The sequence below is a fragment of the uncultured Roseobacter sp. genome (assembly GCF_947501835.1).
In the GTDB taxonomy this organism is placed as follows: Bacteria; Pseudomonadota; Alphaproteobacteria; order Rhodobacterales; family Rhodobacteraceae; genus Roseobacter.
Map to the genome: position 1 here is coordinate 90,727 of NZ_CANMXR010000004.1, position 16,542 is coordinate 107,268.

Annotated in this window: 10 protein-coding genes; 8 read left to right on the forward strand and 2 right to left on the reverse strand. The window is 60.6% G+C overall.

The features are described 5' to 3' along the window. Positions 1-40 precede the first annotated feature (40 nt). Positions 41-1,147: a tricarboxylate transporter gene (locus Q1A20_RS09605; protein ID WP_299406908.1), complete on the reverse strand. Its 1,107-nt coding sequence runs from the start codon at positions 1,145-1,147 to the stop codon at positions 41-43. Between the two features lie 131 nt (positions 1,148-1,278). Between Q1A20_RS09605 and Q1A20_RS09610 the strand changes: the two genes are divergently transcribed. Together Q1A20_RS09610 and Q1A20_RS09615 are read left to right on the forward strand one after the other, a co-directional pair. Next, a complete protein-coding gene (locus Q1A20_RS09610) occupies positions 1,279-1,953 on the forward strand; it encodes a response regulator transcription factor (RefSeq protein ID WP_299406911.1) in 675 nt (224 codons plus the stop codon). Then, positions 1,950-3,371: a sensor histidine kinase gene (locus tag Q1A20_RS09615; protein WP_299406914.1), complete on the forward strand. Its 1,422-nt coding sequence runs from the start codon at positions 1,950-1,952 to the stop codon at positions 3,369-3,371. Before Q1A20_RS09610 ends, Q1A20_RS09615 begins: the two co-directional genes overlap by 4 nt. A gap of 50 nt (positions 3,372-3,421) precedes the next feature. Here Q1A20_RS09615 and Q1A20_RS09620 read toward each other — a convergent pair whose 3' ends face one another. After that, a complete protein-coding gene (locus Q1A20_RS09620) occupies positions 3,422-4,969 on the reverse strand; it encodes a LuxR C-terminal-related transcriptional regulator (RefSeq protein ID WP_299916828.1) in 1,548 nt (515 codons plus the stop codon). Between the two features lie 186 nt (positions 4,970-5,155). On the opposite strand from Q1A20_RS09620, the gene Q1A20_RS09625 reads away from it, so the two are divergent. From Q1A20_RS09625 to Q1A20_RS09650, 6 genes are all read left to right on the forward strand, one after another. Beyond that, entirely contained in the window at positions 5,156-5,620 is a 465-nt protein-coding gene (locus tag Q1A20_RS09625; RefSeq protein WP_299916829.1) for a hypothetical protein, read from the forward strand. A gap of 4 nt (positions 5,621-5,624) precedes the next feature. Next, positions 5,625-5,978, forward strand: a complete 354-nt coding sequence (locus Q1A20_RS09630; RefSeq protein WP_299406922.1) for a hypothetical protein — start codon at positions 5,625-5,627, stop codon at positions 5,976-5,978. Positions 5,979-5,990: 12 nt separating this feature from the next. Beyond that, positions 5,991-7,298 (forward strand): serine hydrolase, encoded by a 1,308-nt coding sequence (locus Q1A20_RS09635; RefSeq protein WP_299406924.1) that lies wholly within the window; start codon positions 5,991-5,993, stop codon positions 7,296-7,298. 129 nt (positions 7,299-7,427) lie between these two features. Continuing rightward, complete coding sequence (adhP, locus tag Q1A20_RS09640) at positions 7,428-8,450, forward strand: alcohol dehydrogenase AdhP (protein ID WP_299916830.1); 1,023 nt, start codon at positions 7,428-7,430, stop codon at positions 8,448-8,450. A 447-nt stretch (positions 8,451-8,897) separates the two neighbouring features. Further along, on the forward strand, positions 8,898-12,449 hold the full coding sequence (locus Q1A20_RS09645; protein ID WP_299916831.1) for a hypothetical protein: 3,552 nt from the start codon (positions 8,898-8,900) through the stop codon (positions 12,447-12,449). A gap of 12 nt (positions 12,450-12,461) precedes the next feature. Next, positions 12,462-16,496 (forward strand): hypothetical protein, encoded by a 4,035-nt coding sequence (locus Q1A20_RS09650; protein WP_299916832.1) that lies wholly within the window; start codon positions 12,462-12,464, stop codon positions 16,494-16,496. Positions 16,497-16,542: the final 46 nt, after the last annotated feature.

A 16,542-nucleotide genomic window follows, 5' to 3' on the forward strand; every position in this document is an offset into this window, starting at 1 on the left:
AGCGCCCCGACCGTTGGCCGGGGCGCTCAAAAAACAAGGCCTAGTTCAGCGAAACGCCGTATTTTTCCTGCAGCCAATTGACCACGAAGTCCTTGGCTTCCGGCGTCACATTGGTGCCGCTTTGCAGCGCTGTTTGCGCGGCGTCACCGGTCATTTGCGGGTATTTGCCCAGACGTTTGCCGGAGATTTCCGCGAAGTCGGCCCGCGCTTTCACCGCTTCAAAGGCGGCGGTATAGGTTGCGATGGCATCCGCCGTCGCACCTGCTGGCAAGAAGACCATCTTCTGGGCGGGGAATCCCGCGATGAAGAATGCCTTCCAGGCATCCCATTTTTCGCCGGAAGTTTCACAGCCATCGGTGGCCTCGCATACTTCCTTGAAGGTGGGAATGTCCGGGAAGGTCGGGTCCCGCACGATATTGCCCGCATCATCCAACGCGCCCCAGGTCATCATCGGCACGGCGGTGCCCGCCTCGACCAGCGGGGTCACACCCGACAGATAAGAGGAAGACGTCTGATAATCGATGTTCGCCTCACCCCGTTCAAACATCAGGCGTCCATCGCCGCGACCTTTGATGCCCATGACGCTCTCGACATTCAGCCCCAGCATTTCCCAGGCCAGCGTGGGCACAAGATCGAGACGGGTCGCGCCCTGATTGCCGTAGATGAAATCTTCGCCCTGCAGCGGTGTGGCGCTCAGCCCGTCCATCTTTGCAGCCAGATCCGGTGGCAGATAGGCGACGCCACCGGTACCCGAGGCGAGCACCACGTTCCAGTCGGCGTAGTTGTATTTCACCCGTGGATCGCTGAGCAGGAACGGAAATTGTGTCGAGCCGCTGGAGCCGAAGATCAGCGTGCCATCGTCATATTCCTGCTCCTGAAAGAAGTTGGCGCCTTTGGTCGATCCGGCACCGGGCATGAACTTCACGACGACGGTGGGCTCGCCTGGTAGCGCCTCAGAAAGCAGCGGCGCGTAGAAGTTGGCCCATTTGGCCGATCCGCCGGTTTCGGAGAAGGGGATGATCCACTCAACGGTCTTGCCGCTCAGATCGATGCCGTGGCCGCCCGCATGGGCCTGAAGTGAGAAAGTCGCAGCAGCCGCGGCCACAAGGCCAACCGCCACGCGACGCGTGGTTGTGATTAAGGACATATGTTCCTCCCTGATATGTGGCGCTTCCTTTCGCGAAGACGCCATGCAAAATCGCCGGTCTTGTCCCGGACCGGTTGATGTCACAAAGGTTACCTGCGAACCTTGCACGAAACTTTCAGGCTTCAAAAAAGATGCGGATCACCCTCGTTGAAGACAACATTGGCCTCGCCAAAGGCATTGCCTACCGGTTGCAAGACACCGGGCATGCGGTCGATTTGTTGCACGATGGGCACGAAGCCTCGGTGTTTTTGCGTGACGATACCTCTGATCTGATCATCCTCGATATCAACCTGCCGGGGATCGACGGGCTGGCCCTGCTCAAGGAACTCAGGGCGCGCGACGACGGTCGACCGGTGATTTTGCTGACCGCGCGGGCGGAGACCGAAGACCGGGTCATTGGTCTGGATGCCGGCGCCGATGACTACTTGATCAAACCTTTCGAGATGGCGGAGCTGGAGGCACGCGTGCGCGCATTGACCCGGCGGCGTGCGGTGCCGCACCGGCAAACCGCGCAAATTGGCGCGGTGAGTTTCGACGCCGCCGCGCGCCAGCTTTTTGCCGATGACGCGCCCTTGGAATTGCCGCGTCGTGAGCTGTCGGTCTTTGAATGCCTGTTGTCGGCAGAGGGGCGATTAGTCTCCAAAGCGGCCCTGTTGGACTATGCCTACGGCGTCGGCACAGATGTCGATGAGAAGGTCGTCGAGGTCTATATATCGCGTCTCAGGTCACGGCTAAAGCCTTATAGTATTGGAATAAAATCCCAGCGTGGCCTGGGGTACCAAATGCGTTACGAGCCCGAGGCATGAAAGCTCAATCGCTGCGCGCACGGCTGATCCTGATCATCCTGACGCCGCTTTTGCTGATCTCTGTCGTTGCCACGGCCTGGCAGTTTCACAACACGACCGACCGTGCTGAGGAGATCTTTGACCGCGGCTTGCTTTCGGCGGCGCTTGCCATTTCCCGTGACGTCGCGGTGTCCGGCGGCGATGCGCTCAGCCCGGCCACGCGCCGGTTGGTGAGCGATACCTCGGGCGGTGAACTCTTTTACCATGTCTTTGCGCCGGACGGCGTGTTCGTCACCGGCTATGCCACCCCGCCGGTGTCGCCTTTCCCGGTCGCCGCAGGGCCGCAGGAACCACAATTCTATGACGCGGTTTATCAGGGTCGCGATGTCCGGGTGCTGCGGTTTCAGGACGCGACGGTCATCGACAATGTCTCCGGACTTTTCACCATTACCGTTTGGCAGGATACGCAGGTGCGTGCCGGTTTCATCCGCGATGTGGTCCTGCGCGTGTTTGGCGTGATCGCCCTGATGGTGGTCAGCGTGGCCTTGGTTGTCTGGTTCGGTGTCGGTCTGGGATTGCGGCCCCTGCTGGATCTGCAGGAGGCCATTGCCCGGCGCAATCCGAATGAGCTTGAGCCGATTCGCCGCAATGTACCGGTTGAGGCACAGGGGATTGTCTCGACCCTGAACACGCTGCTGGACCGAGTGTCCCGCCGGATCAGTTCCAAGGACGAATTCATTTCAAACGCAGCGCACCAACTGCGCAACCCGATTGCGGGTGTGCTTGCGCTGGCCGAAGCGGTTGAGAAAGCCCCCACACCGGAGGCTGCAAAATCCCGAAGCTCCGAATTGATCGCCGCTGCGCGCCATGCAACCCATCTGACTAACCAGCTGCTGTCCTTTGAGCGTGCAACCGGGTCAGATGTGGCCCTGAACGGTGAGGTTTTAGACATCGATGCGCTGATTGCGCTGGTGGTGACCCGTTTTGAACAGCAGTACCCGGGCTATACTGTCACGGTCACATCTGACCGGAAAACATCGCACCATCACATCTGGGGCGATCCCGTGATGCTGCAGGAGGCGTTTTTGAACCTGTTAGCAAATGCCGTGGTCCATGGTGGCCCGCAGGTCTCGCGCATAGATCTGCGCATTTCCGCCTCAGATAAAGCCATCGAGATCATCGTGGAGGACGACGGTATCGGCATTGACCCTGCTGACCATGTTTTGGCCATTGGTCGTTTCAGCCAGGCCAAAGCCGGTCCCGGCAGTGGTCTGGGGTTGCCAATCGCAGCGCGCGTGGTCGAGAACCACAAGGGCGCGTTGCAGATAAAACCCAGTACCTCCGGCGCGAAGATACAGATTTCCCTGCCTGTCTGGCGGGATCTGGATGCCGCGCGGCCTGCGGCGCCGTCGCACCAGCGTCATCTGTCTCAGACCTGAACCCTCAGAGGGGTTTGCAACTGCCCCACCCGTTCCCGAAGAAACACAGATCAAAGCGGGGCGGCGCTGTCTTCCGGGAAGCCTGCGTTTCGCATCAGATCGAGGTAATGCTCTAAGTCCTTAGGTCTGAGAAAAGGTTCAACGCGTTCCGTGCGCGCAACCGACGTCTGCGGCGCTGCGGCCAGAACCTTTTCACGCGCGGCCTCGGCTTCCTCGGTCCGGCCGAGCTTTGCATAGGCGAGCGCCAACAGCTCATAGGTGCCCGTTGTCTTGGGGGAGCGCCGTTCCATCACCTCCGCCGTTTCCGCATAGCGCCCGGCGACAAGATGCGCGAAGGCCAGATCCCAAAGGTACCAGCCGGGGTAGCGCGGGTTCCGCTCCATCGCGCTTTCGATGAACTCGATCCCCTTGTCGGGCTCGCCAGCGTAGGTCAGCGCCCAGCCAAGATGCACCAGCATTTCGGCATTGTTGGGATTAAGATCGATGGCCTGCTGATAGGCGGCCAGCGACTGCTCATGCCGCCGCTGATAAAGACGGATCGCCCCCATCGTCCAATGCCCGTAAGGGTCATGCGGGTCGATCTCAATGGCCTTCTCCGCCCGGCGCTCCGCTTCGAGCAGCGATTGCTCCGGCGCGTCGCTCCAGCCGTTGCGGAAATCCTGCAGATAGGCCCAGCCCGCATAGGCATGCGCGCGCCCGTAGAGCGGATCGATCTCCAGGGCGCGGTCGAATTCCGTGATCGATTGCAGGGTCTCTTCCGCACGGTAGCTTTCAAATAAAACCAGCCCGTTGAGAAAGTGATCATAGGCGGCCAGGCTTGCGGTCGGCATCCGCTGCACCCGGGAAAGCTCGCTTGCGCGCAGCTTGCTGTTGGCCCCATCTGCAATGCCCACAAGGCGGACGACTTCGGTCACGATCTCGTTTTGCAGCACCAAGAGATCGTCCGCCGGGCGTTCAAATCGCTCGGCCCAAACGGTCTTGGACGTGGCGGCTTCATAAAGCTGCACATTCACCCGGACCGTCTTGCCATGCCATTGCGCGTCGCCCGACACAACGTAGCGCGCGCCCAATTGCCCGGCGATCTCCAACGGCGACATGCCCTGCGCGGCATAGGCAAAGGTGGTGTCGGCGGCGTAAACCAGAACGGTGCTGAATTGCGACAGATCGGTCACCATGTCGCGTGCGACAGCCGTGACAAAGGCGGTTTTTTCTGCGTCGGCTTGGCTGAAAGCAAAGGGCAGAACGGCCACCGACGGCAGGTTTGAGATGGAAGGCGGGGCAGAGACGCTTGCGACCATCCGGTTGCCGGGCATGAGCACCAGCCCCGCAACTAATGAAACCAGCAACACCGCCACGGCAATCAAGGCCATGCGCCTGACCGGCCGTCTCGGCTCCGGTTCGACATCGGCGGCGCCAATTTCTTTGAGAAGCTGCATCTTGGTCCGGACGCCAAGCTTGCGGTAGATGCTGTTGAGATGGGTGCGGACGGTCGCCGGCGCGATACACAACCGCTCGGCGATCTCCTTGTGGCTCAGACCGTCCACATAAGCGCGTGCAATTTCGCTTTCTCTCTTTGTCAAAATCTCTTGGCCGGGCATCGGGGCGCGCCTTTCAAAGATACCCCCTGATCCTAGCAGTAACCGCAGAATGGGTCAAAATGCGTAGGGAAAATACGCCATTTGAACGATGCCAATTTCCAGGAATGCAGACCAGGCTTGAAGGGCGGCATTCATAGCCTGCGTCCGCCCATTGTTTTCAAACCTCTTAGCATCGGGAATAGCGTAATGACTTTCCAAAGACCTTCTCATCACGTCTCTTCAAACATACTGCGCGTGACCATCGCGCTGATCTGCGGGACCGCAATCGCGGCCACAGCAGTCAGCGCGCAGGACAGAAGCAAAGCGCAGCTTGAACCGGAGCCGATGGTGACCGACCGCTCCGTTATCGCGGGGACGGTCGGGATGCCGATGCTTTTCACCTTTGATCCCAAAGCGGTGGAGGACGGGCCGCATGAGCTTGCCCATGACATCCTCACCGGGCGCAGCCTTGTGGTGACGTTCAAGAACGGCAAATCCGAGCGCGCGTTTCTGAAGGTGCCGTTCAGCGGACGCATTGATCTCAAAAGGACAACGGGCTTGAACAGCTGTTCGACAATCCACTGCGCCACCACGCAGGTGCCGACCTGCTTTGAGCTTCCAGAGGGTGGATGTACCTGCGTCTGCGGCGGCAGCTTCAAGGCGCTGGAGTAGGATCATGCGTCAATCTGATTTCACATGGGTCAGCTTCCAGCAGGACTTCAATTCCGCGACCACAGATGCCAGTCGCGGCTTCAAGATCGACGGCACCCCGGTTGGGGTCGGATACCTGTTGATCCAGCAGTTTGATGTCGAAGCTGACACGCACCGCATTTTGATCAATGGCACGCCGCTCGACGGATTCGACCTGGCCAGAGACAAGACGGATCGTGTCTGGACGACCTGGATGGATGGCATCCCGCCCGGGGTTCTCAAGCGGGGGTCCAATAAGATCAGCATTCTGCGCGACCCCCAAGCCAGCGAGTTCTTTCGGATTGGCAGCGTCGCCATCCATTGGCGCGAAAACGGATAAAGGAGCGATCTGATGAACAAGACTAAAACCGCCCTATATTACCGTCCAAACTCCGCCACGGTGGACGATGAGCTCTTCGACGATCTGGCCAAAAAACATCCCGGGCGCGGGCGGCCGAGTGATGTCGGCATGCTGGTGCCCGATATTGCCTATCTCAAAATCGCAGACTGCGATGAAGAGCCGCCAGGCCGCCGTCCGGGGGTGTCAGAGCTTGTGCCCCGGCCCGCGATCAAGGTGGATGGGGGCCCGCAATTCAGCATCGACGCCTTTGCCGACGGTATCCGGCTTCGGCTCAACAATCGCAGCACGGGCTGGGCCTTTGTCATCAATCAGAACGGGCAGGAGGCCATCTCTGATGCAGGCGGCAACGCCACGGTTGCGGGTGATCTCGATGGAGCCGGTACGATCTTGAGTGCGCGGCCCTTCACCCCGGACACCCGCGTGAATGTGGCCAGTGTCTCCAAAACGATCACGGCGGTTGCGGTGCTGCGCCTGCTGCGGGCAACCGGCAAATCCGTCACCTCCAAGATCTGGCCCTATCTGCCCGCCGGTTGGCCGGTCGAGGCCTCGGGCGTCGCGGATCTGGAGTTTCGCCACCTGCTGACCCACCGCACCGGTTTGACCACCCAGAACGCCGCCTTTTCCCAGACGCTCTCCGATGGGGGGCTGCAAACCGCGCTGTTGCTCGGCGCAGACCCCGGTGCGCCCTACGCCTACCGAAACGCCAATTTCGCGCTGTTCCGCCTGATCATTCCGGCCCTGTGGCGCGAAGCGGGGAACACCGGCGCCGATAACGACACCGATGTCGGGGCCGCGTTTTTCTATGCGGCTTACATCATTGACCAGATGTTCGGTGAGATGGGCGGTGCGATCGGGGAGAATGCATCAACCAGTGTGCTCGATGACCCGCCCACGCGTTACTATGCGGCGGCGGGTACTGCGCAAGGGATCGAGTATCCAAATTGGGCGCTGCTTGCGGGGGCTGCCGGGTGGCATTTGTCGGCGCGCGAACTTGCCGCCTTTTTGGCCTTCATCACCTATGATGACGATGTTCTGGACGTCGCTTCGCGGGCGCAGATGGACAGCCTGCGCCTTGGGTGGCAGCCAACGGGCACCTACGATGGCAGGTTCGGTGATTATCGCGGTCACTCGGGCAGCATCCGGTCGACCGTCAATGGCGTCACCGGCAACGTCCGCACCGGGATCATGAAATTCGGCATTCAGGTCGAAGCCGCCTTTGTCGCTAATTCCGCCATACTTGGGGTCAATGCACCCGTTGCCGACCTTTTGGCGGATGCTTTTGACGCGGCCTGGGGGTGACGCGCAAAAGCGCGGCAAAAATCCGCAAAACCGCGCAAATCGCATGCCAAATTGACGTCGATCAACCCAATCCGGAATTTCCGCATCAGTCTGCAATCAAACCTAATTTCTGATGTGGAGCGTTGGCATATGCAAAAGACGATGAAGGCTGCGGTGGTCACCAAACTTGGTGATCCGCTGGATATTCGCGAGGTCGATGTTCCCGAAATCGGGCCCGGAGAGGTGCTTGTCCGGGTGCGGGCCTCGGGCGTCTGTCATACCGACCTACACGCCGCGAACGGCGACTGGCCGGTAAAGCCAACCGCCCCTTTTATCCCCGGTCACGAAGGTGTTGGCGAGGTCGCGAGGCTCGGCACGGGCGTCACCCATCTGAAGGAAGGCGACCGGGTGGGGGTGCCCTGGCTGCACACGGCGTGCGGGCGCTGCGAGCATTGCTCCGGCGGCTGGGAGACGCTGTGCGAAAGCCAGCAGAATACCGGGTATTCTGTCGATGGCGCCTATGCGGAATTCGTCAAAGCGGATGCGAATTATGTCGGGCATATTCCGGATATGCTTGATTTCGGACCAGCCTCCCCGGTGCTTTGCGCCGGCGTCACCGTCTACAAGGGCCTCAAGGAAACCGAAGTGCGCCCGGGCCAGTGGATTGCGATTTCAGGGATCGGCGGCCTGGGACATATGGCGGTACAATACGCAAAGGCCATGGGCATGAACGTGGTCGCGGTGGATGTCGCGGACAGCAAATTGGATCTGGCGCGATCTCTGGGCGCGGATGAGGTGATCAACGCGGCCAAGACCGACCCTGTGAAGGAAGTCGCTAAGCATTTGGGCGGCGTTCACGGCGCATTGGTTACGGCCGTGAGCACTAAGGCGTTTGCCCAGGCCACAGGCATGCTGCGCCGTCACGGAACCATGTCGCTGGTGGGGCTGCCGCCGGGGGATTTCCCGCTCCCGATCTTCGAGGTGGTCTTGAAGCGGCTGACGATTCGCGGCTCCATTGTCGGCACGCGTCTTGATCTCTCGGAGGCCCTGTCCATCGCCGCAGAGGGCAAGGTGTCAACGACTTACAAATGGGACAAGCTCGAAAACATCAACGCGGTGTTTGATCGGATGCGCCAAGGTACAATCGACGGGCGCGTGGTGCTGGAAGTCTGACTGCGCGCCCAACTGCTATCGGTGATGTGACGAAGAATGCTGCGCCCGAGCGCCAGTTATGCTGCAAATTCGGTGGTAGCATATCGCTGGTCAGGCGCCTTTTATGCCGAGCATTCCGCTGGCTAGGGGGTAGGGCGCTGCTACGAATTCTGCGGATCGTCATGGCCTGAATCGACATGATTTCAAGCTTGAAACAGCCTGTTCTCTGAGAGAGTTTTAGGCTGCGTAGCGGCCTTGCACCAAGCGCACTGATGCGCTGCCAGACCAGCGTATATGCCAGCTCGAAAGATCGGCGGGCCGGTGCGTTGTGTCGCCCTCGGCCTCTTACCTCTCGCCGTGCGATTCTCGTCAGGATAGAAAATCTCACATTTCTGTGATATGCTTTCCCCTATTCTAGTGATTTTTTGACAAGCTTTTTCCTCAGAACGATTGTTCGGAGTAGGCGCCATGGGTTCTTCGCTCACCCTCAAATTAGCCAACGCGATAAATGACATTTCTGCAGCCGGAACCGACAGCCGCGCGCATCTCGACCTGGAAGAGATCGGTGATCTTTTTGCGCCGCTCATCCCAGAGCGCATTGAGCGCCGACGCATCATTCGACCGGAAGACCTCTTTGTCGCTGATTTGGTGCTGCACAATCTGAGCGTGACGCCTGGTCCACCCCAACGGCTGATCCGCACGATACAATCGCGACCGGCACATCTGTGCCTTGGCCTTCAGGGCCAGCATTTTGGCGAGGAAACGCTGGTCACCGGTGCGGCGAATGGCATTCCCTCCGATCTGCTTTCGGGAGAGCTGGAAGTCCCACCTCCGGCACCGCGTGTGATGCGTGCGCGGCTTGCGTACCCTAGCCGTGTGGTCGTGCGCATGCCGCAGACGCAGATGGCGCTGGACTACACGGTGGATGCCATCCTCAAGGCCATCACTACCTGGCCGCTCAACCTTGATCCGCTGGCGCGCAGCCTGCCGGTCTTCGCCGAGTTCGGGGTTGCCGAACTGACCAAGACGGATCTTTCTGATCTGGTAAAAGTCGACGCCTTGCAGAACGCGGTTTCCGCCTTGCAGCCGTTGAAGATGGACCTGCAGGATATGTTGAGCGAACTGGACGCCGCACCGGTTGCCCGCGGGGCCATTCGCGATGCGAGGCGCAGTGCCGCGGGGGCCCTGTCAACCAGATCCGCCGGGTTGGTTGGCGGTGCTGCAACCGATGACGCGACGGCGTTTCGCGCCAGGCTGGATGCAACACGCGGTCTGGATGACACCAAGAAAGCACTTGGCACGGCGCTCTTTGAGGTGCAACGCGCCAAGGACACAGCGGAGCGGATCTCAGCCCAGCAGACATCCGATCGCCTCACGGTCGCGGAAATATCGAAAATCTCGCAGGTGCTGATCTATGCGCTGCTGCCGCACCGCCCCGGCCATCTTGTCACCTCGCTCGAACTGCCCTATCGATTGCTGCAAAGCCCGCATTCGAATGCGTCTTTTGTGCATCCAACCGCACCGGTGACGCTCTCTGATCGGACCGAGCTGTGGCGCACGACCCTGATGCGGCGCACGATGAGCGATCCTGCCCCGATCGGACCGAATGGGTTGCCGATCACCGTGATGTGGAGCCCGGATTACACTGGATCGGCAGCACCGAAGAAAGACCCCTTCCGGATGTCGCTGGCCCCACGCCATCGCGATGATCTGGTGCGGCTGATGTCGGGACATACCGAACAATTGGCAACCACCGGCAAGAGCTACACGCCAACGCCCGCGCGTGCCCGACGTCTGCAGCTCTCCGCCTGGGGCGGTGTGTTAGAGGCGGACGGCGAGTGGATGGTGGATGTCCAGGGTGTCGACACCGAGGAGTGGAAACACGATGCCTCCTACGGGCGCGATGAATTTGTGCGCGTCGTGGAAGGCGGGTTTCTCTTTCCCTTCGGGCACCGCGCCGCCTTTGTCACCCTGACGCAGCGCGAGATCGAGGATCACACCGCGTCTGGCTGTGGCGCCTTTCTGCGCCAGCGCCGTTTCATCGTGCTGCGCGAGGCGGTGAAATCCTTTCCCGCGCCGGGCATGGTGCATGACGGGCGTAAGCTGCCGTTCAAAACCATCACCTGCCTGACCAGGAAAACGCCTGCCCTCGACAGCCCGTCAAATGCCCTGTCGAGCGTGGCGGGGCTGAATGAAATGCAGGCCTTCTGGCCGGTCGCCAACAATGAAGGCAGCCCGTTCCGTTTCGAATTCGAAGCGGTGGATATTTCCGGCCGACGCACGACTTTCAAAAGCAATGTGATCTTCGTCTTCAAATCCCTCGCCTTTCCGCCTGCGAACCAGATCAACAAGGTACAGACCGGATTTGCCGGTGCGGGCTCACCGATCAACGACCGCAGCCGCGTGCCCTTTGAAGGGCAGGTGGTGCGCATGGCGCCGGTGGGCGACGGCACGCCGGGCGATGTGGACGTGCCGTTGGACGAGATCGTCTTTGAGGGCACCAGCGCGCAAGGGCAGACCCCGCCGTTTCATCCTGCCGTCAGATGTGCGGATGCACGGCTCAAAGCCCTGGAAGGGGTCACCGGAAAAACCGCCTCCGAAACGGTGGAATTCGAGAAAAGCACCTATTTGCCGCAGGGCTATACCAACAATCCCTGGCGCGTGTTTCTGGAGCTGAAGACACCTTTCAAGGTCGATATGGGTGGGGATGTTCCAACCGATAAAGTGGGCGGTATCGGGCAGCCGACGCAATCGCTTTCGGCGATCTCCAACGGGTCGGGGGCTGTGTCAGGATCGGTGTCGGCGCTGACGGGCGGCAATGTCGATCCCGCCGATATGTTCCCGGAGGCGAAAATCCTTGGTGGATTTGATCTCAAGGACATCATCGCACCCTTTGTCGCCGGTGCATTGGGGCAGGTGCCGGGGTTCAAGACCGAAGAGTTTCCCGACAAGATAGTCACCAGTTGGAACTATAAAGACGACAATATCACCGCCTCCATTCCCGGGCTGGTCTTTGGCGCGGGCGGGCAGAGCACGCTCGAACTTGGGGCCAAGCTCACCGCCTATTTCACCTATCCGGATCCTGATCTGGGGTTCAAGAACAAGGACGGTGACCCGGCACCTGATTTTGGCGCGGGCACCGACCCCGGCTGGAAGGATCCGGAGGCGGAGGCGACCGGCAAGCTGACCAACTTCAAGCTCGATTTCTTTGGTTTCGTGATCGTCTGGTTTGATGAATTCAGCTTCAAATCCACGGTCAAAAAGAAATTCGACCCCAACCCCAAGCTGCATGACACCGACCCTGTCGTCTTTGGCGGACCGCTGGAATTCATCAATACGCTCAGCGAGCTGATCCCGTCGGGTGGGTTCTCCGATCCGCCGATCATCAAGCCCGGCCTGACCGATTTGCAGGTGGGATATGATTTCAAACTGCCCAACGTCGAGGTTGGTATTTTCGCGCTGAAAAACATGAAGATCGGCGCGATCCTGACCATCCCGTTCCAGGGCGACCCGGTGGCGCTCAAGTTCTTCTTCAACACCCGCGAAGCGCCGTTCTTGCTGACGGTTTCGATGTTCGGCGGCGGCGGCTTCTTTGCTCTGGTCACGACGGCGGACGGTATTCAGGAGGTCGAGGCCGCCTTCGAGTTTGGCGCCTTCGCAAGCTTTGACATTGGCGTCGCGTCGGGCGGGGTCTATGTGAAGGGGGGCGTTTATTTCCATTGGAAAACCGATGCGGTCACGCTGGAAGGCTATGTCGAGATGGGCGGCGAGCTTTCCGTCCTGGGGCTAATCTCTGTCTCCGTCACCTTCCATCTGTCGCTGGGCTATTACAAGGAAGCGGGCAATTCCTACGTCAAGGGGCAGGCGACGCTGACCGTCGAGGTCGAAGTGCTGTTCTTCTCGGCCTCGGTCAAATTGAAAGTAGAGCGGAAATTCTCCGGCTCTCCGGGCGATCCAACCTTTGCGCAGCTTATTCCCGACGCCACCGTGTGGGAAGATTACTGCTCGGCATTCGGATAGAGGGAGGAGATCATGGCGGACCGCACCCAACGCGTCATCTGGACGGCACTGCCCAACGGAGTGAACGAAGCAGGCCAATTGCAGATCACCGTACTTGCCTCTCCACGGCTCGTCGCGCTGAACGCCCCGGTCGAACCCTTGCAGGAATGGCCGGATTTTACGTCCTGGGCAGACAAGATGCTGCAGGCGGAGTTCACGGTTTTCCTTGGCGGCGCCGATGCCCGGGCGAAACGGGTGTCAGAGCCCGACCCCGATGTCTGGAAAGCGCTCTTTGTGGATAGCACGCCAGTGATCAACCATGCGTTCGAAGATCGGCGAGGGGATCGCATTCTGTCTTACCCCGTGGCGCGTGTGCATGATTTTGTCGGTGCGGTCTACGGCGACCTCGGTATCTCGGTGGAGGATGAACTGCCGGAAAAACGTGATCTCCTGCGGCCGGTCATCACCCTGGTCAGGGAGGAGGTGCGCGACACCGATCTGCAAAGCGCGGTTCTGGAACGGCTTCATCCGAAGAACGATCGGGAAGGTCTCAAGGACGTCCCCGGCGCGTTTGTGCTGCAGGAAGTCTATAACATGCCACTTGCCGCGACGGACCCGGCGGCAGGCCAACATGTCAATCAGGGGCCGGATGATCCGCGCACCAATGCTGTCTGGCGCCAGCATAAGTTCGAGAGGTTGCCCGATGCGAATGATTTCCGGGATCAGATCGATTTCCATGCAATTGTCTCCGCGCTCAACCAATATCCGCATCTGCTGCGGCTGACCGGCCTTGCCGTCGATCTGGTTGTTGAGGCGGATGCGCTGCCCACCGGACCGTTGACCGATGCGCTCTCGCTCAAGGTTGCTTGGGAACCTGATGCCAGCGGTGCGGTGGATACGCTGGATGATGGGCTGCCGCACACCATGACGCGGCGCGAAGATCGGGCATTTCACGCTGTGCCCCGTCAGAACAATGGCGTCTTGTCCAATGGGTTCCTGAACATCGACAACGAACGCTATCGTCTGATCCAGATGGATGTGGACGGCGCCGGGGTGAAGCTGCGCAACGCGGCCCGCAGTTTCCTGCGCGCGCCGTCCACCAAAGAAGGCCAAACGCCGGACCGGGCAGGGATTCCGACCATTCGAACAGCCGGGTTGCAATTGGTTGAGGTTGACCGCCATCTGAGCCTGGAAGGGGCCTTTGATCGGTCGGGCGAGATGGAGGACGCGCTGAACAATGGCCAACCCATCGAGCTTTTTGCCGAAGACATCGTGCGGGGCTATCATGCGGATATCATCGATCAGACCACCGCAAAGCCCTGGCAATCGCTTTGCCGCCGCGACAGCACCTACGATCTGGTCAACACTTCCGTCAGCCTGAACGTCGAAGACGAAGAGGGGATGATCCGGCTTGGCGCACAGGAGGCCGCCGATCCCGATGATCCGCAATTCCAGAACCTGGTGAAAATTGGCGAGCTGGTCTTTGCCTGGAGCGGGTGGAGCCTGACGGCGCCGCGGCCGGGCCTCGCGATTTCCACGGCTGCGGATGATCACCCCGATGCCGCAGACAGCGCGGCCCCGCCGGGTTTGCCGCTGGAGACGAATTTCGCTGTCCATCCGAAATCGCTGCCCGTGCTGCGGTTCGGCCATGAATACCGGGCGCGGGTGCGGGTTGCAGATCTCGCAGGCAATGCACTGCCCTTAGAAGAGGGCGATGCAAAGATCCCGCCCGAGGCCAGCGGTGCGCATGTCTTCCGCCGGTATGAACCGGTTCCGGCACCGTCGAATGCGCTGGTGGATGGGGCAGGTGGGCTGGAGCGGCCTGATGACGGCGAGTCCGTGGGGCGCATGGCGATCCGGTCCTTCAATGAGACCGAAGCAGACAACACCGTGGTGACCGCTGCCGAAATCCGCCGCCATATCGTGCCGCCGCGCACCTCGCAGGTTATGGCCGAACAGCATGGCGCGGTTGATGTCGATGGTGTCCCGGACCCGGCGCAGTATCCGATGTTGGCCTCACGGGATGACAATCTGGCCGAGATCGACGTGCTGCATGAAGATCCGCTGACCAACTCCTCCGATCTGGTCAAATACAGCGTCGGGCCGGAGGGGCTGTCGCTGCCATATCTGCCCGATTGGTTGGCGCGTATCGCCGTGGTGCGGCTGGATTTCGATCCCAAGGAGGGCGTGACCCAGCGCTTCGAAGTGCCTTACTACGAGGGCGCGGGCAAATGGCCGGATGCTGCCCCTTTCAAGCTGCGGATTTTCGAACAGCCTGGCGAGGTGGCCGGGTTCGATGCCAGCACGCGCAGCCTGAATGTGCCGCTGGATAAGGCGGAGATGATGCGTATCCGGATCAGCCATAGGCTCAAGGACGCAGATCTGGATCTGATGGCGATCTGGCAGACCATGCGCACGCGACCGGGGTTGGCCAATGATTTGCAGGCAAACCTGCAAGAACGCATCCTGCGCGGCGACCACTGGATGATCACGCCCTGGCTGGAGATGGAGCTGGTGCACGCGGTGCAGAAACCGCTGGTGCGCCCCGGTTTTCTGTCGCTCGGGGCAAACCGCGCGAAAGGTGCGACTGAGGCCACGATCAACTACCGCTCGCCAGTGCACGCCAAAAGCACCGCCAAGGTCGAACTACTGGGTCGCTGGCGTGACCCCTCCGATGTGCCCGCCGAAGGGCCGCCGCGGGTTCTCAATCAATCCAGCAGTGCTTTTGACACGCGCCTCTATCGCGACAGCTTCCCGAACGGCGAATTGCGTGTGGTCGGCCCGCATGCGTTCGGTGATACCCGCTTTCGCCGGGTGCAATACCGGCTCGAAGCGCCCACGCGGTTCCCCGAATTCATGCCTCCGGCCATCCGGCAACAGCCCGACGTCATGAAAGTCACGTCAGACCCTGGTGTGGCGCTGATCCCCAATGCCTCATCCCCGCCGCCGCCGGAGATCGTGGAGGTCACTCCCACCTTCGGATGGACGCGCACGACCAATGGCAGCCGCACATCCAGTTTCCGCTCTGGCGGTGGGTTGCGGGTCTGGTTGAAACGGCCCTGGTTCGCGACGGGTTTCGGCGAAATGCTGGGCGTGGTTATCGCCAATTCCAGTAGCACTAAAGGCCAGATCACCGGCCCGCTGCTGAAATACGTGACGCAATGGGGGATTGATCCGATCTGGCGCTCGGGCACGATCAACAGCGCCTCACCCCCCGCAGGCGCCTTTCCCGACAGATTGGTCGGCGGGCCGATCCCGATTGACCGCTCGCCGCAGTTCGTGCCGGATGAAGAACGCGAACTGGTCCCGGCCTTTGCGCAGCTGAAGAACCTCTTCTTGCCCGAAAGCGGCGGGGCGCGGGTCGATGTGGTGCCCCATCCGGTAAACTATGATCCCGGCCGCGGGCTTTATTATTGTGACATCCGCGTACGGCCCGGCAGTTCCTATTACCCCTTCATCCGCATGGCGCTGGCGCGGTTTCATCCGGTGTCTGTCAACAGCGCGCATCTCTCTGCCGTCGCCTTGGCAGACTACATGCAGATCGCGCCGGACAGGTTGCTGGTGATGACACCGGGGACGGCGCGCAACGAACGCAAATTGCAGCTCTTTGGCACATCCTACACGCGGTCAGCCTTCAAGGAGCAGCGCCCGCGCAGCAACGGTGAGCCAGTCGTCCGCGTCGAGATCCAGACCAAGGATCCCGACCTGTCGGACGAATTGGCGTGGAAACGTTTTGAACGTATCCAGATCGACGATCTGGTTTTTGGTGTTGCTGTGCAAACCACCCCGGCAAGTGCCACCGCGATGGTCTTGTCGCAGGCTGAGGATTTGCGGGCAGTCGCCACCAGCCCGGCACTGCAGGTCGATCTCGATCAGTTTGTGCATATCGCACCGCCGCTGATCTGGGAAACCACGATTCGTGTGCCCAGACGGCGCGCGGGGGAGGAATTGCGCGTGATGGTCACCGAATACGAGCGTCACATGGTCGATTCTGATTGGGATGGTGCGGACAAGGACGGCTCGGACCCAGCGCTGCGTCTTGTTTATGCTGAAACGCTCGCCCTCTGAGCCAAGCGCAGGTTGGCCTTTACGCAGTCAGGTTACGACCTGCTTG